This window comes from Giesbergeria giesbergeri (genome assembly GCF_054779375.1).
On record NZ_BAAGYJ010000005.1, the window covers coordinates 51607 to 74516 of the forward strand.

The 22910-nt window shown below is 55.9% G+C and carries 22 protein-coding genes and 1 tRNA gene; 4 read left to right on the forward strand and 19 right to left on the reverse strand.

Annotation, left to right across the window (positions count from 1 at the left end; translation table 11 throughout):
• Positions 1–7: 7 nt before the first annotated feature.
• From hflK to surE, 18 genes are all read right to left on the reverse strand, one after another.
• Positions 8–1372, reverse strand: coding sequence for an FtsH protease activity modulator HflK (hflK, locus tag ACYVB2_RS10090; protein ID WP_382432239.1), 1365 nt, complete (start codon positions 1370–1372; stop codon positions 8–10).
• Between the two features lie 47 nt (positions 1373–1419).
• Entirely contained in the window at positions 1420–2598 is a 1179-nt protein-coding gene (hflX, locus tag ACYVB2_RS10095) for a GTPase HflX (protein ID WP_382432241.1), read from the reverse strand.
• Between the two features lie 32 nt (positions 2599–2630).
• Positions 2631–2879, reverse strand: a complete 249-nt coding sequence (hfq, locus tag ACYVB2_RS10100) for an RNA chaperone Hfq (RefSeq protein WP_382432243.1) — start codon at positions 2877–2879, stop codon at positions 2631–2633.
• Between the two features lie 112 nt (positions 2880–2991).
• A complete protein-coding gene (gene der, locus ACYVB2_RS10105; protein ID WP_382432246.1) occupies positions 2992–4329 on the reverse strand; it encodes a ribosome biogenesis GTPase Der in 1338 nt (445 codons plus the stop codon).
• A 12-nt stretch (positions 4330–4341) separates the two neighbouring features.
• Complete coding sequence (gene bamB, locus ACYVB2_RS10110) at positions 4342–5505, reverse strand: outer membrane protein assembly factor BamB (RefSeq protein WP_382432248.1); 1164 nt, start codon at positions 5503–5505, stop codon at positions 4342–4344.
• Complete coding sequence (locus ACYVB2_RS10115) at positions 5502–6185, reverse strand: YfgM family protein (protein ID WP_382432250.1); 684 nt, start codon at positions 6183–6185, stop codon at positions 5502–5504. The genes bamB and ACYVB2_RS10115 overlap by 4 nt, the downstream gene beginning before the upstream one ends.
• A 15-nt stretch (positions 6186–6200) precedes the next feature.
• On the reverse strand, positions 6201–7466 hold the full coding sequence (hisS, locus tag ACYVB2_RS10120; RefSeq protein WP_382432504.1) for a histidine--tRNA ligase: 1266 nt from the start codon (positions 7464–7466) through the stop codon (positions 6201–6203).
• Positions 7467–7563: 97 nt separating this feature from the next.
• Positions 7564–8829, reverse strand: coding sequence for a flavodoxin-dependent (E)-4-hydroxy-3-methylbut-2-enyl-diphosphate synthase (gene ispG / locus ACYVB2_RS10125; protein ID WP_382432252.1), 1266 nt, complete (start codon positions 8827–8829; stop codon positions 7564–7566).
• Positions 8829–9779, reverse strand: coding sequence for a helix-turn-helix domain-containing protein (locus tag ACYVB2_RS10130; protein ID WP_382432254.1), 951 nt, complete (start codon positions 9777–9779; stop codon positions 8829–8831). Before ACYVB2_RS10130 ends, ispG begins: the two co-directional genes overlap by 1 nt.
• Positions 9772–10587 carry a type IV pilus biogenesis/stability protein PilW gene (gene pilW, locus ACYVB2_RS10135; RefSeq protein ID WP_382432256.1) on the reverse strand — a complete coding sequence of 272 codons (816 nt, stop codon included), beginning with the start codon at positions 10585–10587 and terminating at the stop codon, positions 9772–9774. The genes ACYVB2_RS10130 and pilW overlap by 8 nt, the downstream gene beginning before the upstream one ends.
• A 1-nt stretch (position 10588) precedes the next feature.
• On the reverse strand, positions 10589–11728 hold the full coding sequence (gene rlmN, locus ACYVB2_RS10140) for a dual-specificity RNA methyltransferase RlmN (RefSeq protein ID WP_382432258.1): 1140 nt from the start codon (positions 11726–11728) through the stop codon (positions 10589–10591).
• A 99-nt stretch (positions 11729–11827) separates the two neighbouring features.
• Complete coding sequence (ndk, locus tag ACYVB2_RS10145; protein WP_382432260.1) at positions 11828–12253, reverse strand: nucleoside-diphosphate kinase; 426 nt, start codon at positions 12251–12253, stop codon at positions 11828–11830.
• 96 nt (positions 12254–12349) lie between these two features.
• Positions 12350–13657, reverse strand: coding sequence for a pseudouridine synthase (locus tag ACYVB2_RS10150; RefSeq protein ID WP_382432262.1), 1308 nt, complete (start codon positions 13655–13657; stop codon positions 12350–12352).
• Positions 13658–13721: 64 nt separating this feature from the next.
• Positions 13722–14336, reverse strand: a complete 615-nt coding sequence (gene scpB / locus ACYVB2_RS10155) for an SMC-Scp complex subunit ScpB (protein ID WP_382432264.1) — start codon at positions 14334–14336, stop codon at positions 13722–13724.
• Between the two features lie 152 nt (positions 14337–14488).
• Complete coding sequence (locus ACYVB2_RS10160) at positions 14489–15517, reverse strand: RluA family pseudouridine synthase (protein ID WP_382432266.1); 1029 nt, start codon at positions 15515–15517, stop codon at positions 14489–14491.
• Positions 15518–15536: 19 nt separating this feature from the next.
• Complete coding sequence (locus ACYVB2_RS10165; RefSeq protein ID WP_460536439.1) at positions 15537–16388, reverse strand: peptidoglycan DD-metalloendopeptidase family protein; 852 nt, start codon at positions 16386–16388, stop codon at positions 15537–15539.
• Between the two features lie 14 nt (positions 16389–16402).
• Positions 16403–17086 (reverse strand): protein-L-isoaspartate(D-aspartate) O-methyltransferase, encoded by a 684-nt coding sequence (locus tag ACYVB2_RS10170; RefSeq protein WP_382432505.1) that lies wholly within the window; start codon positions 17084–17086, stop codon positions 16403–16405.
• A 101-nt stretch (positions 17087–17187) separates the two neighbouring features.
• Positions 17188–17991 (reverse strand): 5'/3'-nucleotidase SurE, encoded by an 804-nt coding sequence (surE, locus tag ACYVB2_RS10175; RefSeq protein ID WP_382432269.1) that lies wholly within the window; start codon positions 17989–17991, stop codon positions 17188–17190.
• Positions 17992–18139: 148 nt separating this feature from the next.
• Between surE and ACYVB2_RS10180 the strand changes: the two genes are divergently transcribed.
• The 3 genes from ACYVB2_RS10180 to ACYVB2_RS10190 all read left to right on the forward strand — a co-directional run bounded on the left by ACYVB2_RS10180 (position 18140) and on the right by ACYVB2_RS10190 (position 21767).
• A complete protein-coding gene (locus ACYVB2_RS10180; RefSeq protein ID WP_382432270.1) occupies positions 18140–19681 on the forward strand; it encodes a GGDEF domain-containing protein in 1542 nt (513 codons plus the stop codon).
• A gap of 235 nt (positions 19682–19916) precedes the next feature.
• On the forward strand, positions 19917–20210 hold the full coding sequence (locus ACYVB2_RS10185) for an H-NS histone family protein (RefSeq protein ID WP_382432272.1): 294 nt from the start codon (positions 19917–19919) through the stop codon (positions 20208–20210).
• A 351-nt stretch (positions 20211–20561) separates the two neighbouring features.
• A complete protein-coding gene (locus ACYVB2_RS10190) occupies positions 20562–21767 on the forward strand; it encodes an FAD-dependent monooxygenase (RefSeq protein WP_382432274.1) in 1206 nt (401 codons plus the stop codon).
• A 110-nt stretch (positions 21768–21877) separates the two neighbouring features.
• On the opposite strand, the gene ACYVB2_RS10195 is transcribed toward ACYVB2_RS10190, so the two are convergent.
• A tRNA-Leu gene (locus ACYVB2_RS10195) sits at positions 21878–21962 on the reverse strand.
• A 41-nt stretch (positions 21963–22003) separates the two neighbouring features.
• On the opposite strand from ACYVB2_RS10195, the gene cysM reads away from it, so the two are divergent.
• Positions 22004–22906 (forward strand): cysteine synthase CysM, encoded by a 903-nt coding sequence (gene cysM, locus ACYVB2_RS10200; protein WP_382432276.1) that lies wholly within the window; start codon positions 22004–22006, stop codon positions 22904–22906.
• Positions 22907–22910 lie beyond the last annotated feature (4 nt).

Sequence of the window (22910 nt, forward strand, 5' to 3'; positions counted from 1 at the left end):
CGTTCTCCTAGCGTGCTTCACGGTCACGTGTACGGCCGCTGTCGCGTGTGCGAGCATCCACCGACATATTTCCCGAGGGTGTGGACACCGGGGGCGTGGCAGTGGAAGCGGGTACACCCACCACATCTGAGGCAGACGCAGTGCCACCTTGCAGAATTTTCTCTAGCGGCAAATACAGCAGATTGCCACCTTGGCGCGAATCGACCATCACCTTGGTGACATTGCTGTAGATTTGCTGCATAGACTCGATATACAGGCGATCACGGGTCACTTGGGGCGCCTTCTGGTATTCGGCCAACACAGAGCTAAAGCGTTGTGCATCCCCCTGTGCTTGCGCCACAATCCGGGCCTTGTAGGCTTCGGCCTCTTCCTTGAGCCGCGAGGCAGAACCCACAGCACGCGGCACTACGTCATTGGCGTAAGCCTGTGCTTCATTCTTGGCCCGTTCGCGCTCTTGCCCTGCTTTGAGCACGTCATCAAACGCCGACTGCACCTGCTCGGGTGGCCGTACGCCGCCTTGCTGCAAATTAATACCCACCACCTCTACACCAACCTTGTAACGGTCTAGGATGGTTTGCATCAAGGTGCGTACACGGGGGGCAATTTGGTCGCGCTCTTCTGCCAGTGCCGTATCCATACGCATCTTGCTCACCACCTCGCGCACAGCAGTTTCTGCCGCCTGGGTCACAGCATCGGCTGGGTTTTTGCTTTCAAACAACCAAGCTCTGGCATCGTTGAGTCGGTATTGCACGGCAAACTTGATCTCAACGATATTTTCATCTTCGGTCAACATGGCCGACTCACGCAGACCTGTAGACTTGATGATGCTGTCGCGCCCAACATCGGTAGAACGAATCTGCGTCACAAACACCAACTCGTGGCGTTGAACCGGATAAGGCAAACGCCAGTTGAAACCAGCCCCCACCGTGCTGTGGTACTTGCCAAACTGGGTAATCACCGCCTGTTGGCCTTCCTGAACAATGAAGAACCCTGTGCCCAACCAGATCAGCACAGCAATGGTGGCAATCACACCAACACCCAGACCAGCGCCCTTCATGTCTGGCGGCACATTGCCACCATTGCCATTACCGGCACCACCACCCGGCTTCTCACCAAAGAGCCCCGCCAGTTTGCGGTTGAGATCGCGCCACAACTCGTCCAAGTCTGGGGGTTGTTGCCCCGTTTGGTTGCTTGAATCACGTCCTCGTGGCGCAGGGGGGCGCTCAGAAGGGGGGCGCGGGGTGGGGGGAGGCTGTTTGTCATCACCAGAGTTGTTGTCACCACGCCCCCAGCGCGGATCGTTGAGATTGAACATCCCACGCAGGCGCTGCAACACAGGTGCCCAGCCACGAAGAGAAGATGGTTGGTTCATGCAAAAATTCTCTGATTCTGATTTCAGTTAGCTTAAAACAACAACGCCTAACCCGGATCTTGGGACTGCAAGAAAGGGACATCGGCCTGTGTGGGCATCTCTGTCAAAGCCACAATCGTTGCTGCCAATTGGCTGCGCAGACCTGCCAACCCAACACCTGTGCGGGCGCTCACAAACACACGGGGAATCAAGCGGCCATCAAGCTCATAAACATCCTGCAACAGTGCAGGTTGTTGGCCCTCGGGCAACGCATCGATCTTGTTGAACACCAGCAATTGTGGAACATCGATTGCACCGATTTCTTCCAGCACCTGTTGCACCTGTTGGATCTGTTCAGGAAATTTTGGATTGGCAGCATCAATCACATGCAACAGCAAATCCGCATCCACTGCTTCTTGCAACGTGGCTTGAAAGGCATCGATCAGGCCATGTGGCAAGTCTCGGATGAATCCCACCGTATCGGACAAAGAGACCGAACGTTGAAGTTCGCCAATATAGAACTGGCGTGTGGTGGTATCGAGCGTGGCAAAAAGCTGGTCTGCGGCAAAAGCCCTGGCTTTCACCAGTGCGTTGAACAAGGTAGATTTACCGGCATTGGTGTAACCCACCAGCGAGACATTGAAGGTGTCACGCCGCTCGCGTTGACGCCGTTGGGTCGAGCGTTGGCGTTTGACCTTGGACAGCCGCTCTTTGAGCCGTTTGATCGCTTCGCCAATCATGCGGCGATCCAATTCAATCTGGGCCTCACCAGGCCCACCACGGGCACCAATCCCTCCCCGTTGCCGCTCCAGATGTGACCAACGGCGCACCAAACGGGTACTGAGGTAGTTGAGCCGAGCCAATTCAACCTGCAATTTACCTTCGTGACTTCTGGCCCGTTGGGCAAAAATCTCCAAAATCAGAAAGGTACGGTCATTGACCGGCAATTCGAGGTGGCGCTCCAGATTTCTTTGCTGTGCGGGGCTGAGTGCCTGATCAAACAGGACTTCAACCGCTCCATGCATCTGTGCCAGCAAACGTATCTCATCTGCTTTGCCGCTACCCACAAACAAGGCTGCATCTGGCGCCTTGCGTTTGCAAACTACCGATGCCACAGGCCGCATTCCTGCGGTCTGCGCCAACAGGCCCAACTCTTCTAGCTGGGCATCAAAATCCACAGTCCCAAAATCTACCCCCACCAAGAGTACGGGTGTAGATTTTTCTTGGCTCGCGTTATCTGATTTCAAATCAATTTTTAGTTGAAGTCTACGGCTAATGCTTAGGAATTTTCAGGATCTGTATTTTCAGCAATTGAAAAATTCACCGCACGCCCTGGGACTATGGTAGATATAGCATGTTTGTAAACCATTTGCGTGACTGTGTTACGCAAAAGCACCACATACTGATCAAAAGACTCGATCTGACCTTGCAACTTAATACCATTGACCAAATAAATGGAAACCGGCACATGCTCACGCCGCAGGGCGTTCAGAAATGGATCTTGCAGAATTTGACCTTTGTTGCTCACGATATTCTCCGTGTTAAAAATAGAAGTAGATGGTAAAAAGGATTGAAGCAACTATCGGCAATGAATTTTATTTTCAGGCACCAAAACTCAGCATTAACAACCAAGACGATGATTAATCATCCTGATTGGCATAAGGGTTTTTAGAGGTTTTCATCTCTATGCGCAACGGGGTGCCAACCAAGTTGAACTCTTTGCGGAAGCGCCCTTCCAAAAATCTTTTGTAAGCCTCTGTGACATGCTCCAAAGAATTACCGTGGATCACAATCACGGGTGGATTCATGCCCCCCTGATGGGCATAACGAAGCTTAGGACGGAACATGCCCGAGCGTTTGGGACTCTGAAACTGCACCGCCTCTAGTAACAAACGTGTCAATACGGGCGTAGGCATCTTGCAGACAGCAGCCTGATGGGCCTGCAAAATAGCGGGCCACAAGGCGGCCAATCCTTGCCTCTTGGCCGCAGAAATAAAATGCAAGGCAGCAAACTTGAGAAACCCCAACTTGCTTTCTATGGCGCGCTCGACCAACTGACGTTGGTACTCGTCCACAGCATCCCATTTGTTCACCGCAACCACAACAGCACGGCCACTTTCTAGAATGTATCCAGCAATATGGGCATCTTGGTCTGTAATGCCTTGGGTGGCATCAAGCAAGAGCAACACCACATTGGCAGAATCAATGGCCTGCAAGGTCTTGACGACAGAAAACTTTTCAATGGCTTCAAATACCCGGCCTTTACGACGCAACCCTGCCGTATCGACCAATTCAAATTTTTGACCATCGCGCTCAAAGGGCACCGAAATGGCATCTCTGGTGGTACCTGGCATATCAAATGCCACCAAGCGTTCCTCACCCAGCCAAGCATTGATCAAGGTAGATTTGCCAACATTGGGGCGCCCCGCCACGGCCAATTTGATGCTGGCATCAGGCTCTGCACCCACATCATCCGTGTCGTCCAATCCCAAGTCGTTGAGTGCCAGCTCAATCAATCCGCGGATGCCCTGCCCATGTGCCGCAGAAATGGCATGAACCTCACCCAACCCCAGCTCATAAAACTCTGAGAGCTGCATCCCCTCACGCATCCCTTCGGCCTTATTGGCTACCAGGACGCATTGCTTACCCAAACGCCGCAAATATTGTGCAATATCGTGGTCTTGACCAGAAAGACCCGCACGGGCATCGACCACAAACACCACCACATCGGCCTCTGCGACCGCTTGTTGTGTCTGACGGGCCATTTCGCGATAGATACCAGAGGAGGCGTCAGGCTCAAAACCACCGGTATCGATCACAATATACTCGTGCTTGCCCTGCTTCCCACTTCCGTAATGGCGGTCACGCGTTAAACCAGCAAAGTCTGCGACGATCGCATCCCGAGACTTTGTCATGCGGTTGAAGAGGGTAGATTTCCCCACGTTGGGACGACCTACCAAAGCGATGACTGGTTTCATTGATAATTTTATTTATTCTGGACGAAAGCCGTATATTTTTCCTGCGGCCGTTGTGACCACCAAGGTGTTTCCGGCAATCATGGGTTGCGCCAAAATACCGGAATCGTCGGTTTTTACACGGTTGAGCAGGCTTCCGTCAGTTTTGGACAGGAAATACAAGTTCCCCGTGCTGTCACCAACAATCACCGAGCGCCCCAACAGCAAAGGTGGAGACAGCTTGCGATACTTCAACTGGTCTGTAGACCATAGCTGCGAACCATTGCTGCGGTTCCAAGCTACCACCATACCATTGCTTTCCACGCCATAAACGGCTTGCTGATCTCCATCAACGCCATGAATACCGTGGGACTTTTGCGTCCACAGCATTTTACCGTTGCCGGCATTGACACAGGCCACTACCGATTGAAAAGACCTTGCACATAACACACCATTGGTTTTGCTGACTGGCCCCACCAAGTCCACCAGACGCTCAATCTCATTGGTGCCTCTGGGAATCGACAAGGGAGACTCCCACAACACACTGCCCGTGTCTGGCTGAATACCGGCCAATCTGCCATAAACCCCTACCAGCAAGGTATTGTTCATGGCGGTCAAGACACCGGCTTGTTGCAGCACCAGACTCTCGTTGGTGGTAGAAGGCGTTTGCGTCCACAGCCGATGGCCCGCATTGGCATCAAATGCCATGATGCTCCTGTCTGTGCTGAGCAGGAACACGCGCCCCCCAGCCACCAATGGGGCGGTAAAGACGGGTGCCGTCAAGCGTTGACGCCATTTTTCCTGACCAGCTACCAACAAAACCAGTTCGTTATTGGCTGACACCACAGCCACCACGTCACCGTCTACCCCTGCTCCGGCGGTGAGTGCCTCTTGCAAAGAGGCTTTCCACAACGCATGGCCTGTGTTGGCGTCGATAGCGGTCACTTCCCCATCAGAGGAAGCTACTGTGAGCACATGGGCCTTGGCTTGCATGGACATCTGTGCCTTGAAGGCTGTGCCCACTTTGGCCGTCCATGTTTGCTGTATGTTCAAGAGCGGCGCATGGACTTCTATATCCTTGGGCTTGTTCTCTGGGCTAGAGCCCAGAAAAGAGCAAGCGCCAAGCATCAAACTGGCCAGTACCACCCCCAACCAACGGGGTGAATGCCGTAGAGGCTTCAGGTTTGGATCTGTTTTCACCCTGCTACCCCCTTACCAGCAGACGCTGCCGAAGAACCCGACGGATTGACACCCAACGCATTGAGCTTGAACTCCACTAGCCGCCTGTACTCTGGATTAGCACCAGATTTCTCGTGGGCCAGCAGATACTGCTGAACGGCATCGGTCGGCTTTTGTTGCAGCATTTGAATATCACCTTTGCGGTCTGCCACAATGGCTTCAAACTCTGGTGGAAAAGCTACGGCCAGTTGCTGCAACGCTTCATCATAAGCGCCTTTTTCCATCAACAAGCTGGCGAGGCGCAGACGTGCAATTGATTTGTATCCTTCATCAGCACCGCTTTGTGCCACCCACGAAAGCGCGTCCTCAGGTTTGACTGGCCCTGGTTTTTCTTGGGCTGCTTTGGAAGCCAACAAACCCGCCTGCACCGCCTGATGGGTGCTGGCATATTTTTCACGGATGTCATTGAAGGCTTGCCCCACCCTCGACTCATTTTTGGCCAAGACAGACGTGCTCAATTCTTCCAGCAAAGCCGCGGCCTGCATGGACTGTCGGTTTTGCCAGAATTGATAGCCATTCCAGATGGCTATCGATCCAAAAATAAGCAACAGTGCCGAACTGATCAGGGTACCCCAAGTGTTCCAGAAGTGCTTGAGCTGGTCTATTTGCTCTTGTTCTTCAAGATCGAGATGATTGGCCATAAAGTGAACCCCGATTTAATGGGTGGATTTAAAGACGGCTGCCCACTCATGGACATGGGCAATGGCGTATTCCTGCTGTTGGCCTTGACCATCGCGCAGAGCCTTGACGATCACATGGCCACGAGAGACCTCATCTTCGCCAAAGATCAAGGCATACCGGGCGCCACTGGCATCGGCCTTCTTAAATTGCGATTTCATGCTGCCCATCCCCTCACCAGGCTGGGTGGGACTGTGCATTTGTACTGAAGTTCCCAGTGCGCGCAATTGCTGCAATAACGCGAATGCAGCTGGCAATACGGCAGCACTGGGCAAAATAGCGTAGGCATCAGGGGCCACAGGCTGTGGCGCGGCTCCTTGCTCCTTGAGCAGTTCCAGCACCCGCTCAACCCCCAAAGCCCAACCCACCGCTGGAGCGGGCTTGCCACCAATTTGTTCAATCAAACCATCGTAGCGGCCACCACCACAAATGGTACCTTGGGAGCCCAGCTGCTCGGTGATGAACTCAAACACCGTCAGGTTGTAATAGTCCATGCCCCGCACCAAACGCGGGTTGATCTGCCAAGCCACGCCAGCGGCAGTGAGAATAGATTGCACCGTGTGCAAATGGGCCAACGAGGCTTCACCCAAAAAATCAAGCAGGCGTGGCGCGGCTTCAACCAACGCCTTCATGGCTGGGTTTTTGGTGTCGAGAATGCGCAGGGGGTTGCTATGTAAACGCCGGCTGGCATCTTCATCGAGCTGATCGGCATGGGCCTCGAAATAGGTAATGAGCGCGGCACGGTGGGCCTTGCGTTCTTCAGGCTGACCTAGGCTGTTGAGTTCTAGGCGAACGTTGGTCAAGCCCAGTTCTTTCCAGAGTGCATCGGCCAGCAGGATCAATTCAGCATCCACTTCGGCACCCGGAAACCCCAAGGCCTCCGCACCCATCTGATGAAACTGTCGATAGCGTCCCCGCTGAGGCCGCTCGTGGCGGAACATCGGCCCCATGTAGTACAGGCGCTTGCCACCTTCATACAGCATCGAGTGCTCGACCACCGCCCGCACCACGCCAGCAGTGCTTTCAGGGCGCAAGGTGAGCTGCTCACCATTGAGGCGGTCTTCAAAAGAGTACATCTCTTTTTCGACGATATCTGTGACTTCGCCCAAGCCCCGGATAAAAAGGCCAGTGTTCTCTAGGATGGGGGTGCGGATATTTTGGTAGGCAAAGCGCGCCATCAGTTGGCGCACCTTGTCTTCTAGCCACTCCCATTGTGCAGAATGGGGTGGCAAGATGTCATTCATGCCCTTGATGGCTTTGATTTTTCCAGCTTTGGTCACAGTCTTGTTGTTCTCGGTACTCACACGCATCCCTCATCCATAAAAACCAGAATCCACCACATTAGGCACCGAACCGCTGCGCCACATAGTTGTCCACGATTTGGTGAAATTCGGCAATGATCTGGCCACCGCGCAGAGTGGTCACTTTTTTGCCATCAATAAACACTGGGGCCGCAGGCGCTTCGCCAGTACCGGGCAGGCTGATACCAATATCGGCGTGTTTGCTTTCACCAGGGCCATTAACGATGCAACCCATTACCGCCACCTTGAGGGTTTCGACCCCTGGGTATTGGGTGCGCCAAGTGGGCATTTGCTGACGCAGGTAGTCGTCAATTTGCTTGGCTAACTCTTGAAACGTAGTACTGGTGGTACGGCCACAACCGGGGCATGCCGTGACGCTGGGGTTGAACGTGCGCAAACCCAAGGCCTGCAAAATCTCAGACGCCACCACCACCTCTTGGGTACGCGACTCGCCGGGCTGAGGGGTGAGAGAGACACGAATGGTGTCGCCAATGCCTTCTTGCAATAACACCGACAGCGCCGCCGCAGAGGCTACCGTGCCTTTGGTGCCCATGCCAGCCTCGGTCAGGCCCAGATGCAAGGGATAGTTGCAACGGCGGGCCAACTCCCGGTAAACCGAGATCAGATCTTGTACGCCACTGACTTTACACGACAAGATGATTTGCTCACCGGGCAGGCCCATGGCTTCAGCCCACTGAGCCGATTGAATGGCCGAGGTAATGAGTGCCTCGTACATGATTTGCTTGGCATCACGGGGGGTGGCACGCAGGGCGTTATCGTCCATCAACCGAGCCAGCAGTTCTTGGTCTAAGCTGCCCCAATTGACACCGATACGCACCGGCTTTTGCCAACGCATGGCGGCCTCGATCATCTGACCAAACTGGCGGTCGCGCTTCTCCCCCTTGCCCACATTACCGGGGTTGATACGGTATTTGGATAAAGCCTGCGCACAGGCTGGGTAGTCCGTGAGCAGGGTATGGCCGTTGTAGTGGAAATCACCCACCAACGGCACGTCAATACCCATGCGGTCGAGCTGCTCGCGCACATACGGCACCGCTGCGGCAGCTTCAGGGGTATTGACCGTGATACGCACAAGCTCAGAGCCTGCCTGTGCCAACTCTTTGACCTGAATGGCTGTGGCAATGGCATCGACAGTGTCGGTGTTGGTCATGGACTGGATGCACACGGGGGCATCGCCACCGATACGCACCTCACGCGTCCCCCACACCACCTTGGCTTGGCGGCTGCGGCGGGCTAGGGGGGCTGCCACGGCAATGGCTTCTGTGGTGTCTTGGGGAGTTTGCATTACTTCACCTCAAATTTGGCGACATTTTCCCGAGACAGTGCGGCAATTTCAAAACGCGCACCACGCACATAAACATCGGTCATATCGGCCCGGCCCACGGTCACCCACAGGGGAGGTGAATGGGTGACGGTCACACTCTCGCCACTGGCCAGCGTGCGCTGCAATACCGTTGCACCTTTGGCATCGCGGACATGAATCCAAGAGGATGCACGGGCGCTCAACACCAAGACACCCTCAGCAGAGACAGCAGGGGCTGTCTGTGGGGAAGAAGATGCTGCCACTGTGGCAGGAGAGGGCGACAGAGGAAGCTGCTGCGGGGTGGCAGGCTGGGGCTGACTTAGTGCCAGTGTGGGAGTGGTGGTGGGCGGTGCCACAACCACGCTGGGCGTTGTTGGCACAGTGGGTGGTGGGGTGGGGATGTGATCGGTTTTTTCTGCGTCCAGCCTAGCAGCAGGCGCAGGCGCTGGGGCAGATAGCTCTTCTTCGGGTATTTCTGGCTCAGTTTCTGAACGCTGGGGCAGGAAAAACACCAGCAAAGCACCCAGCAGCAGAGCAAAAATAGCCAGCGTGATCGACTTACCCCCCAGCACGGTAAACAGTGAGCGGCTGCGCTCGTCACGCAAACGGGTATTGATACCTTCACTGTTATGTGCCAACCGAGGCAAGGCACCTGGAGGCATGGCTGCCAAAACTTCTGCGGCGTCTATTTTGAGCGTTCTACAGACGCTGGCTGCAAATGCACGAACGAAATTGGCATCTGGAAACACAGCAAAGTTATCTGCCTCCAGCGCCTCTAATTTAGCCACAGGCACTTTGAGCGAGGCGGCCAGCGTCTCGACATGCAGTCCTTGGGCTTGACGCGCTTGGCGCAACAAACTACCGGGGGATACCGAAGGCGGTGCTGCAAATGGCACTGTGGCCTCAGTGGGGGCGCTTGACAACTCACTCATCAAAGCGCCCCTTATCGTACAAGGCGAGTTCGGAGGAGTCTGGGAACCGTTTGCGCAACTGGTCTGCCAATTGTTGCATGGCCACCACATTACGCAAGGCCCGCTCTACCTTGATACCCAACCACAGTGTTTCGGCATTCGACATTTCGCTATTGTTCAAACGACGGATGTAAAACTGGGCCCGCACCAACTCATTGCGCCGCAAAAGCAAACTGGACAGGTGGTAGGCCACCACTGGGTTGCCTGCATCGAGTTCATAGGAGCGCATCAAGGCCTGCTCGGCGGCCACCTCGTCACCCGCCCTGGCATGGCAAAGCCCCTGCGCCATCAAGGTCTTGCTACGGGCAGCATAGGTAGGATGGGCCAACACCTGCATAAAGATGTCGTTGGCCTGCGGATATTTTTTTTGTGAACAGAGCAACCATGCCCGGTTGTGCAGAAGATTCGGGTCGGTGGGACGCAAATCCAGCGCCCGCTGGAAGCTGGTGTCGGCCTGTGCATACTCATTGAGCCGCATGTAAATCAGACCGAGCAGGTTGTAAGCGTCGGCATAACCAGGGTCGGTGACCAATGCTTGTTTAACTTCGTCCAGAGCTACCGAGGTTTGACCCGCCTCGAAATAATTGGCAGCCAACTCCAAACGAATACGGGCCCGGCGACGTGCTTCACCCTCCTCAGAGGGCGACAAAACGTCACTGTTTGCCACCGGAGGATGCCCAGTAGCGCAGCCAGACAGGCCACCGAGACACCAAAGCAATATCCCGATTCCTGCCCAATAACGGCCTTTCTTGGTCAGACCTGGGGGCATTTCAGTGCTTCTCCTGCCCGGAGGCGATGGGTGTCAGCACAATAGTACGCCGCTGCGCCATGCGTTCGGTAGCACGGGTACGATCTTGCACTTCACCTGCCAGTTGTCCGCAGGCGGCATCAATATCGTCGCCACGTGTTTTGCGCACGGTGGTCACAATGCCCGCATCATTGAGCAATTTGGCAAACGCCAATACCTGTGGCTGTGCAGAACGGTGCAAACCTGAAGCAGGAAAGGGATTGAAAGGGATAAGGTTGAACTTGCACCAAGCCTTGCCATTGGCATAAGAGCGCACAAGCCGGATCAGTTGCTGGGCGTGTTCTGGCTGGTCATTGACGCCATCCAGCATACAGTATTCAAAGGTAATGAAATCGCGCGGCGCATGGGCCAGATAACGCACACAGGCTTGCATCAACTCATCAAGGGGATATTTGCGGTTGAGCGGCACCAGGTGGTCGCGCAAAGTGTCGTTGGGCGCATGCAGGGAGACAGCCAAGGCCACGGGGCAATCCACTGCCAGTCGATCTATCATGGGCACGATGCCAGAGGTGGACACCGTCAGGCGGCGGCGCGACAGCCCATAGCCGTGGTCGTCCAGCATGGCACGCAAAGCAGGCAACAAGGCGCTATAGTTCTGTAAAGGCTCGCCCATGCCCATCATCACCACATTGGAAATCACCCGTTCTGAGACGCCAAGGCGAGCGCGCAGGGTGTGCTCGGCAAACCAGAGCTGGGCCAATATTTCTGCAGTGCTCAGGTTGCGGCTAAAACCTTGGTGTCCGGTAGAGCAAAAGCGGCAGCCCACAGCGCAACCCGCCTGTGAAGAAACACACAGGGTGCCCCGGTCATCTTCGGGGATAAAGACGGTTTCAACTGCATTACCGGCACCCACATCAAACAGCCATTTGACAGTGCCGTCCGCAGATTGGTGCTCGCTAACCACTGGCAAGGTGCTGATATGCGCGCAGGTGGCCAACTTTTCGCGCAGCGACTTAGCCAAATCACTCATTTGGCTGAAATCGCTGGCACCCCGCTGGTGAATCCAGCGGAACAATTGGGTAGCTCGAAAACGCTTCTCACCCAGCCGCTCACAAAAAGCGGTCAGGCCTTCAAGATCAAAATCCAGCAGATTGGTGCTCATGTCTTTGCAAAAACGCTTTCGTGCTTGTTGCCCCCATTCATGGGCTGACGCTGCATCCCGAGGGTGTGCGGTGCCAAGCCCGGCATGGGGTACGCCATCTCAGCGCGAGTAAACGTTCAGGCCAGCGAAGAAGAAAGCGATTTCTACAGCGGCTGTTTCGGGGGCGTCAGAGCCATGCACAGCGTTGGCATCGATGCTGTCGGCAAAGTCAGCACGGATGGTGCCAGCGTCTGCCTTCTTGGGGTCGGTTGCGCCCATCAGTTCGCGGTTTTTCAAGATAGCGTTTTCGCCTTCCAGAGCTTGAATCATCACGGGGCCGGAGATCATGAAATCGACCAGATCCTTGAAGAAGGGACGCTCTTTGTGCACAGCGTAGAACTGTTCGGCTTCGAGGCGCGACAGGTGGGCCATACGGGCAGCAACCACCTTGAGGCCAGCGGCTTCAAAACGGGCGTAGATTTGACCGATGACGTTCTTAGCAACTGCGTCGGGCTTGATGATGGAGAGAGTGCGCTCGATAGCCATAAGATTTCCTGATGAAACAAAGGTGGATAAAAGGGCTGCCTCTGATGAAACAGAGACAAAGCTTTTGATTCTAACTCGCTGTGTTGACGCCCACGCTTACCGGCGGCCTCGCCCGCCCGTGCCACGGCTGTTGCGGCGCTGCTCTTGGCGGTAACGAGACAGGCTGTCGGTGCCGATGTAGCCGACCGAAGTTTTCATGGGATCGGGCTGCTGGGCGGTTGTGCCTGTCTGGCGGGTGTTGCTGCGCTTTTCCACGGCACCTCGGGGCAATGGTGCCGCTGTGCCAGTACGTACATTGGTGCCGCGTGTGGTGGGTGTGGGGCCACGGCGCATAGGAGCAGAACCGGGTTGGGCCTTCTGGGCCAGTGTGTTCAGGCCCGTAGCTTGCAACAGCGCATTGATATCACGCTCATCCAGCTCCAACCAAGCACCACGCTTGAGACCGCGTGGCAGCACCATCGCCCCATAACGAATACGGATCAGACGGCTGACAGCATGGCCCACGGCTTCAAACATGCGGCGCACTTCACGGTTGCGACCTTCAGAGATGGTGACGCGGTACCAGCAGTTGGAGCCTTCTCCCCCGCCTTCTTCAATGGAGCCAAAGGAGGCCATGCCATCATCCAGCTGCACGCCATCGAGCAAGCGTTGCCGCTCCTCTTTACTCAAAGCCCCCAACACCCGTACGGCATATTCGCGCTCCAAGCCAAAACGCGGGTGCATCAACTGGTTAGCCAACTCGCCGGAGCTGGTGAACAGCAATAAGCCCTCGGTATTTAAATCCAGACGGCCCACCGACTGCCACTTGCCCTGCATCAGGCGTGGCAATTTACGAAACACCGTTGGGCGGTTTTGTGGGTCGTCTTGGGTCACGACCTCGCCCACTGGCTTATGGTAGGCAATCACCCGTGGTGGTGGTGGATCAATGCGGAAACGAATGGGCTTGCCATTGAGCTTGACCACATCTCCGTACTGCACCCGTTGTCCGATATGGGCAGGTTCGTTGTTGACAGAGATGCGCCCCTCCAAGATCAACTGCTCCATCTCTAGACGCGAACCCATTCCGGCCTGGGCCAACACCTTGTGCAATTTGGGTGTCTCTACCTGTGGCAACAACACCCGTTTAGGCGGCAATGCCTCGGCGCTGGTTTCGTCGGCATCGAACTGACCAGACACCACGTCAGCAAAATCGTATCCACTTACCTTGGGCGCTGCAGAAGACGCTGCTGTGGGGCGCTTTTGGGGCAGGGCCGTGCGCGCACCAGACTCCTTTGCGGCCCCATTGTTGCTTGGGCGCGAGCGGGAAGGACGATTTTTGGCGGCAGGACGTTTGGCACTGCCTTGGGGGCGGTGGGGCGGCTCGGCAGGCTGAGCGGAATCGCCGGAGAGAAGCTCTGGATTCATGGATATTTTGCGCAATGCCAAAGCATTGCCCGATAGGGACAAAAAAGAATGGCGCCCTTATGCCTTATGGCCTCTGGACTTGCGGCGATGCAGGCGTCGTCGTGGGCAAACCATCGTCCTGCAGGGACTCCAAGGTTTGCAAAACTGGCAAGGAACCGGATGGTTCAAGCGAACCCTCCAGAACCGGCAACTGGCTCAAGGACTGTAGCCCCAGATCATCCAGAAACTGGCGGGTGGTAGCCAACAGTGCCGGACGGCCCACCGATTCACGGTGGCCGATAGTTTCTACCCAGCCACGATCTTCCAATTGCTTGATGATCAGACTGTTGACCGTCACACCGCGGATATCCTCGATATCACCACGCGTTACGGGCTGGCGATAAGCAATGATAGCCAAAGTTTCTAAGGTAGCACGAGAATAGCGGCTGGGCTTCTCGGGCTGTAGGCGGTCGAGAAACTCCCGCATCTGCGGTTTGCTCTGAAAACGCCAGCCTGATGCCACCTGTACCAGTTCCATGCCCCGCAGTTGCCAGTCCTGCTGCAATTCCAGCAACAAAGACTTGAGGGTGTCAGCCCCTAAGGCACCATCAAACAGCGCCCGCAACTCACGCAACGGCATGGGCTGTGTGGTACACAGCAGCACCGTTTCGATAATTCGTTTGGCGTCCACCGTATTCATCGGTTCAGTGGCTCAAAAAAGGTGGCCCCATATCACACACGGGCTATTAGACGAGAATGAACAGGCTTGCGCCGTACAGGCAGAAAAACAGACAACAGGCGCAGTGGGCCTCAAACAGCAACCAGCCTCTTTGGAAGAAACATCAGCAGGTGTTAGGGGGGATTGTAGCCCAGCCCCCACAACAAGAGGGCTTGTTGCATGTCAGCAGGCAGTGGCGCACGCAAATCCAATGCTTGTGCTGTGATGGGATGGGTAAAGGCCAGACGGAAAGCATGCAAAGCTTGGCGCTGCATGCCCGCTACTTCGCTGCCGCCATACAAAGTGTCGGCCACCAACGGGTGCCCAATATGGGCCATGTGAACACGGATCTGGTGGGTGCGTCCAGTGTGCAAGGTGCATTGCACCAAACAGCCCACATCACCGTGGGCCAACAATTGCACATCGGTTTTTGCTGTTTTGCCTGCATGGGCAGCCAAATCAACCACGGCCATGCGCAATCGGTTGCGTGGATCACGGCCTATGGGGGCATTGACGCTGCGCTGCACGGCGCCCTGCCAAGGCCGGTGGGCCAGTGCCAAATATTGACGGCTGACCTGACGGGCCGCAATCATTTGCACCAGTGCATCCATGGTGCGGCGGTTGCGGGCCACCACCATCAACCCGCTGGTATCTTTATCCAGCCGGTGGACAATGCCCGCGCGTGGCAACAGGCTGGCTTGGGTATCACGGGCCAGCAAACCATTGAGCAAAGTGCCTGTCCAGTTGCCGGGCGCGGGATGCACCACCAGCCCTGCTGGTTTGTGCAACACCAGCAAATCGGCATCTTCGTACACAACGTCCAACGCCATTGGCTCGGGACGAAAGGCCTGGCTTTGCAACGTGGCACGCATTTCCAGCACAACCAGATCACCCGCCTTGATACGCTGGGATGCTTTGCTGGCAATCTGCCCATTGAGCCGCACGGCCCCCTGCTCCAACAGTTGTTGCAGGTAGCTGCGGGAAAATTCGGGAACGGTATCGGCCAAGGCACGGTCAAGACGCTGACCATGCTGTGCCAGTCCCATAGACAACGTACGCAGCTCAACTTCAGAGGTAACTTCGGCGTCCAGATCAAGGTCGGGGCCATCACCAGATGCGCCCAGCACCCCTGCCTCTGGAGGCAAGGACAGTATTGGTGTCATGTAGAAAACTCTGGCCTGCTCAACGGGATGGCAGATAGCGTGAGGGGTCTACAGGCTTGCCTTGGCGCCGGATTTCAAAGTGCAGTTTGACACGGTCAGCATCCGTGTTGCCCATTTCAGCAATTTTTTGGCCTTTGCGCACCGACTGGTCTTCCTTGACCAGCAGAGTTTGGTTGTGGGCATAGGCCGTCAGGAAGGTGTTGTTGTGTTTGAGGATGATCAGATTGCCATAACCGCGCAAACCGGCCCCTGAATATACGACGCGACCATCGGCAGCGGCCAGCACAGGATCGCCTGCTTTGCCACCGATGTCGTAGCCTTTGTTGCGCGCCTCATCAAAACCGGCCAGCAAAGGGCCACTGGCAGGCCAGATGAAGCCTACATCATCGTCGCCACCAGATGCCGCAGGGGCCGGCTTACTGGCAGACGGTGTGGCGGCAGGGGGCTTGGTGGTGGCGGCAGCAGCAGGGGCCACCACCGTTGTAACCACAGGGCGGCTCACCACGCTGGTGCCCGCTGTTTCAGGGGCAACTGGCGGCACAACGCGCAACACCTGTCCAACCTCAATCAGGTTGGCGTTCTCTAAATTGTTCCAACGGGCCAAATCTTTCCAACTTTGGCCCGTTTCCAAACCAATGCGGATCAGGGTGTCACCGGGTTTGACGGTGTAGTACCCCTGTTTGCCTGCGTTTTCTGCGCCAGGCAAAGGCTTATCGGCAACCACCACCGCACCGGGTTGACTGACAGTCATCCCCGCCGAGGTTCCGCGGTCTTCGACGGGTGCCTTGCTGAGCCGCGTGCCACAGCCAGAGAGCACCAGCCCGACCAGCACCATAGAACCCCAGACTTTCAGGCCACGCGATACCAACATATAAATCAATCCCTTTAGGCAATCCCCGATTTTAGAGGGACAAAATGTACCGACTCCAAGACGCTTTGCTTCAGGCCTTGGGCTGTCTTGTCGATCACCAACAGCACCTGCTTGCCACCCGACACCACGGTTGGGGCAACTAAACGGCCACCCACAGCCAGTTGCTCGCACCAGCCAGGGGGCAGGGTCTCACCACCTGCAGCAGCAATGATGCCTGCATAAGGTGCCCCTTTGGGATAGCCCAACATGCCATCGCCCAGCATCAGATGCACATTCATCAGTTGCAAGGGGCGCAAATTGATACGTGCGCGCTCATGCAGCCCACGCAAACGCTCCATAGAATAGACCTCACGGGCCAAGCGACTGAGTACGGCGGCTTGGTAGCCACAGCCCGTACCGATTTCCAGCACCCTGCCTAAGCCCCCCCCCGTTTTGGCAATTTCTGCCCCCAGCAACAATTCTGCCATTCGGGCCACAATGCTGGGCTTGGAGATGGTCTGGCCCAGTCCGATAGGCAAGCTGGTGTCTTCATAAGCTTGGTTGACCAACGCACTGTCTACAAAGCGGTGGCGCTCCACAGCGCCCATGGCTTGCAAGACTTGCGCCGAGGTAATGCCAGCAGCCGCCAATCTTTGCACCATTCGGGTGCGTACTGCCGCTGAGTCCATGCCCACCCCCACAGGGGTGGCCAATGGCATGGCAACACCCGCCTTGCGTGCAGCAGGCGTGGGCAGCGCCGCCGGGGTGTTGCTGGAGAGCTGGGGAATGCGGGCAGGAAACCCGGGCCGACGTTGCTGCATCAGTGCCCCTTGTCTGCCGACGTGGCAGGGCCATCCGATTCGTTGCCTGACTCCACAAAAACCATGCGCTGCGCCCAGTCTTGCAGGTGCAGATAGTCGGTCAGGTCGATTCGTAATGGTGTTATAGACACATGGCCTTGTGCCGTGGCATGAAAGTCCGTACCCTCACCATTGTCTTTGGCTGGGCCAGCGCCACCAATCCAATACATGGTGTCACCACGGGGGCTTTGTTGGGTGATGACACGCTCGGCTGCATGGCGTCTGCCAAGACGGCACCATTGCACAGGGCGCAAGGCCTGTAAAGGCAGATTGGGAATATTGACATTGAGCAGCCAAGGATCAGAACCAATGCGCTGCTGTGCTTGCAATTGCAACACGATCTCGCGGGCGCGGTGGGCTGCCGCTTGCAGCTCGCCCCAGCCCTTGTCTACCTGTGAAAAAGCGATGGCCGGAATACCAAACAAATACCCCTCCATGGCTGCACCGACCGTGCCGGAATAAATGGTGTCATCGCCCATGTTGGCCCCATTGTTGATACCCGAAACCACCAGATCGGGCCGATAACCCAACAACCCCGTCAGGGCAATGTGGACACAATCGGCAGGAGTACCATTGACGTAGCGAAAACCATTGGCTGCTGTGTGGACATACAAAGGCGAATGCAGCGTTAGGGCATTGGATTTAGCACTGTTGTTGTGCTCAGGAGCGACCACCTCCACATCAGCCACGGTAGACAATGCCGCATGCAGCGCCACAATGCCGGGGGCCAAGTGGCCGTCGTCGTTGGAAATGAGGATCTTCATGAGTGAACTGAACCAGAGTGCAGCCAATTGTAGGCGGCTCTGTGTGGTAGGGTGACGGCTTGCAACAGCAGTGCTTTGCAAGTGGGCAGCTGTCTGTCACACTCGCCGCTCTTGCTGATCCCTCCTTTCTTTGTACCGGTGCCCTTCCATGGCGCAACGACCACCCTCGGATATCGCACGCGAAACCCTTAAGCAACTGGCGGTGCGCCGCTTGCCACCCACGCCCGAAAACTATCAGGCGCTTTATGACGAAATTGCGGGCCATCGCTCGCCAGCACCTTTTCCCGAAGGGCCACTGCGCCACATTTTGCGCATCATTCCGGGCCAGACGCCCGCACAAAAGCGGCTACTGGATCAGTTTGAGGCGGCTGTGGCGCTGCACGACTGGTCTGCATTGCAGAACGTGCTGGTGGGCTATGCCAAGCTGGGACTGCATCCACAAGAAATCAGCGTAGCAGAGCCTCCCGCCCCGGCTGGCCCCACCACGTTGGCCGTGGTGTTACCCAACGAATTGGCAGAACAAATTGCCCGCATGGTCGAATACACCCTGCCTGCGCTTGACAGCGAAGATGTGCGCGTACACATGCTGGGGGAGCAGTTGGTTCAATTTCTGCGCCAACCCCAACCTCCGGTCAGCACCGCACAATTGATGCTGGCCAACTTCAGCTATCGGCTCTCTTTTGCCACAGAAGACCAAGCTGCTATTCGCAGCACCCTGCTGGAGTTGCTGCACATGGTGTTTGAAAACATTGCTGCATTGAGTGCCGATGACCAATGGCTCAGTGGTCAGGCCGAGGCGCTGATGGCTGCAACAGCGCAGACATTGTCACTGCGCCGTTTGGATGATGTGCGCTTACGACTCAAAGACGTGATCTTCAAGCAGACCGAAGCCAAAGGCCGCATGGTTGAGGCGCAAGAGCAAATGAAGGAGTTGCTCGCCATTTTCATTGACCGGCTGGCCGCCCTGAGTCGCTCCAGTGGCAACTACCAAGAACAGATAGAGCGATGCGCCGACTTGCTGGGCAAGGCGACCACTCTGCACCAAATCACGCCTGTGCTCAAAGAGGTAATGGCTGCCACCCGTGCGATGGCACTGGACAGCAGAGTAGCCCACGGTGAGTTGTCTGACCTGCGCCAGCGCACTGAAGAAAAGCAAGCCGAGATGGCTAGACTGCAGCAGGAGCTAGACCGTGTCAGCGCCCAAGCCCGCCATGACCCCCTGACCGGATCGCTCAACCGCAAGGGCTTGGACGAGGTAATGGAGCGTGAGTTGGCACGGGCGCGTCGTCAAGGCACGCCCCTGTGTCTTGCGCTACTGGATGTAGACAACTTTAAGCAAATCAACGACCGTTTAGGCCATGATATCGGTGATGCGGCACTGGTACATCTGGCAGATGTGGTGCGCGAAATCATGCGGCCCCAGGATATGCTGGGCCGCTATGGCGGTGAGGAGTTTGTCTTGGTGTTGCCAGATACCTCTTTACCCCAAGGCGTAGAAGCCATGCAACGCTTGCAACGCGAGCTGAGCACCCGGTTTTTTATGCAAGGCCCAGAGAAAGTGCTGATTACTTTCAGTGCCGGAGTGGCAGAAATTGAGCTGGATGAAACCAGCACAGAAGCACTGCGCCGTGCCGATCAGGGTATGTACTTAGCCAAGCGATCAGGTAAGAACCGGGTCATGGCCGCCTGAAATACCAGCCGACTGGGGACAAGATTTGCACAAAATACACTTCCGCACGGTATCTGCCTATAGCAATCTCTGACCAAGACCATGTGGCTAGAGATAGGTGCAGTGCAAGCACTAGGCCCGCAATAGCAGACCAGAGGGGTTGTTATATATCTTGCTGCATTTGGGTGGATGGCACAAAGATTCAACTTCAATAATATAATTCACCACTTTCTACTTCTTATTTCATAGACCCATCATGTCCAATTACAAAGAACTCCTGAAGCAGCGTGAAATTCTTGAGGCACAAATCAAGCAGGCCCGCCAGGCTGAATTGGCCGAGGCAGTGGAGAAGGTGCGTGCTCTGGTCAATGAATTCCAATTGACCGAACAAGATGTTTTCCCCCCTGCGCGTTCGCGTGGTGCTAGCACCAGTGCAGGCACCAAGGTAGCCCCTAAATACCGCGACCCAGCTACCGGCCAAACTTGGACTGGCCGTGGCAAGGCACCAAAGTGGATTCAAGGTCAAAATCGCGAACAATTCGCTATTTAAACCAGCCTCCAAGATGTCCGCCACGGCGGACATTCTTCATTCTGCCTGTGTGCAACAGCACATGGGTATTTTTCTCTAAGCTCCAAAGATAGCCTCATCTGAATGCGGGCTGGTTTGTCTTTGATTGTCTTGACCTTGTCTTGACAAAAGTTTACTGAGCATCGATTGCTTACCGGTGTATAGGCACACAGTGGGTCTGAATGAGACCGTGGCGGTTGTTCTTTTTACGCAATACCCCCACATGGCCCAAGGAATATTAACCCCGAGTATTGGCAGCGATATTGCCGTCTTGGTTCTGATAGATGGTGGTTATCGTTCAAACACACGGGCCAGTGCAGGCACAATTCCGACATGAAAAAACAGGTTTTGATTGCCGGAGGCGGTATCGGTGGAATGGCCGCCGCTTTGGGGGCAGCCCGTGCGGGTTGGGATGTTCGTCTGTATGAGCGGGCCGCCGCATTCACTGAAGTGGGGGCAGGCGTACAGCTTGGCCCTAATGTGGTTCGGTGTTTACAAAATTGGGGACTGCAACAAAGCCTACAAGCTGTAGCGGCATTTCCAGCACAACTGCATGTGCGCAGTGCCCTGAGTGGTCAAACACTGGCATCGCTCAGATTGGGTGTAGAAATGGTGCAACGCTACGGTGCTGCTTATGCCACTATCCACCGTGCTGATCTGCATCATTTACTGTGGCAGGCGGTACAGCCGTGTGCTGAAGTGCAACTGAACCAAGGCATTACCATCGACCACTATGCAGAGTCCGATGGCGTGGTGCTTATTCGTACCACCGATGGCAAAGAAATTGAAGGTGACGCCTTGATTGGTGCTGATGGTGTCTGGGGCCGTATTCGCACACAGCTGCTGGGCGACGGCCCACCGCGCAGCACAGGCCATCTAGCCTACCGTGCATTGGCACGACAAGCCTCGCTGCCTAAACGCCTGCGCACACAAGAAGTAACCGCTTGGCTAGGGCCACGCCTGCACGTGGTGCAATACCCCGTACGACGGGGCGATTGGCAAAATTTGGTGGTGATTGTGCATGGCCCAGCCCCTGAGGATATGGCGCATTGGGATCATGCAGCAAATGCCGCTGATCTGGCCCATGCCCTCACGGGAACTTGCAGCGCATTACAAGACATTGTCCGAGCCGTGCCCGCATCAGGACAAGGCTGGCGGCTTTGGCCCTTGTCGGACCGGCCTCCGTTGCGCCATGCCAGTCAGATGGCACAGGGTTTGGTGGCCTTGCTAGGCGATGCAGCCCACCCCATGCGCCCTTATCTGGCCCAAGGCGCAGGTATGGCCATTGAAGACGCCACACAACTGCAAAACGCCCTGTCTATGCACGACTTGGAAGTGCCATTGCGGCTGCGCCGGTATGCCCTGAATCGTTGGCAACGCAATGCACGGGTGCAGGCACGCTCACAACGCAATGGCAACATCTTTCATGCCACCGGGCCCATGCGCTGGGGACGTGATTTGTCACTGCGACTGTTGGGCGAACGGATATTGGATGTTCCTTGGTTGTACCGAGGTCATCAACCCGGTCAGATGGCCTGATTGCATTTTCCGACAATAACAGTCGGATATTAGACGGCCAGCCCCCCCTCTGCAACCCAGGAGGGGATAACAAAAAACCCCACTGCTTATGAAGCAATGGGGTTTTTGACTGGTGCCCGGGGCCGGAATCGAACCGGCACTCCTTTCGGAACAGGATTTTGAGTCCAGCGCGTCTACCAATTTCACCACCCGGGCGGGTAATTTGTGTAGGTCTGAATTATGGCACATTTATGCGCATGAAATATCCAACTATTGAAGATGCAGTGGGTCAGACCCCACTGGTAGCTCTGCAACGCATTGAAGCGCAGGCCAACAAGGCGCGTGGCAATGTGGTGTTGGGCAAGCTCGAAGGCAACAATCCAGCAGGTTCGGTGAAGGATCGGCCCGCACTGTCGATGATTCGACGTGCTGAAGAACGCGGCTCCATTCGCCCTGGAGACACCCTGATTGAGGCCACTTCGGGCAACACGGGCATAGCTCTCGCAATGGCTGCTGCCATCAAGGGTTATCGCATGGTGTTGATCATGCCTGAAGACCTGTCGATTGAACGTGCCCAGACCATGAAGGCTTTTGGTGCCGAGTTGGTTCTGACCCCCAAAAGTGGCGGTATGGAGTATGCGCGAGATCTGGCCAACAGCATGGTGCAGCAGGGCAAAGGCGTCGTGCTGGATCAATTTGCCAATGCGGACAATCCGCGCATCCACTACGAAACGACCGGCCCAGAACTGTGGGAGCAGACAGCGGGGCGCATCACCCACTTTGTATCGGCGATGGGCACCACTGGCACCATCACGGGTGTGTCGCGGTTTTTGAAGGAAAAGAACCCTGGCATCACGATCATTGGGGCACAACCTCAAGATGGCTCACGCATTCCAGGTATCCGCAAATGGCCGCAGGCTTATCTACCCGCAATTTACGAACCATCCGCTGTCGATGAGCTGGTCTTGGTCAGCCAAGACGATGCCGAAGAAATGTGCCGCCGTTTGGCGCGCGAGGAAGGCATTTTTGCTGGCATCTCGGCAGCGGGTGCTTGCTGGGTAGCACAACAAATTGCTGCACGGCACCACAATGCCACTATCGTGTTTGTAGTGTGTGACCGAGGTGATCGCTACCTCTCCACCGGCGTCTTTCCTGCTTAAAACC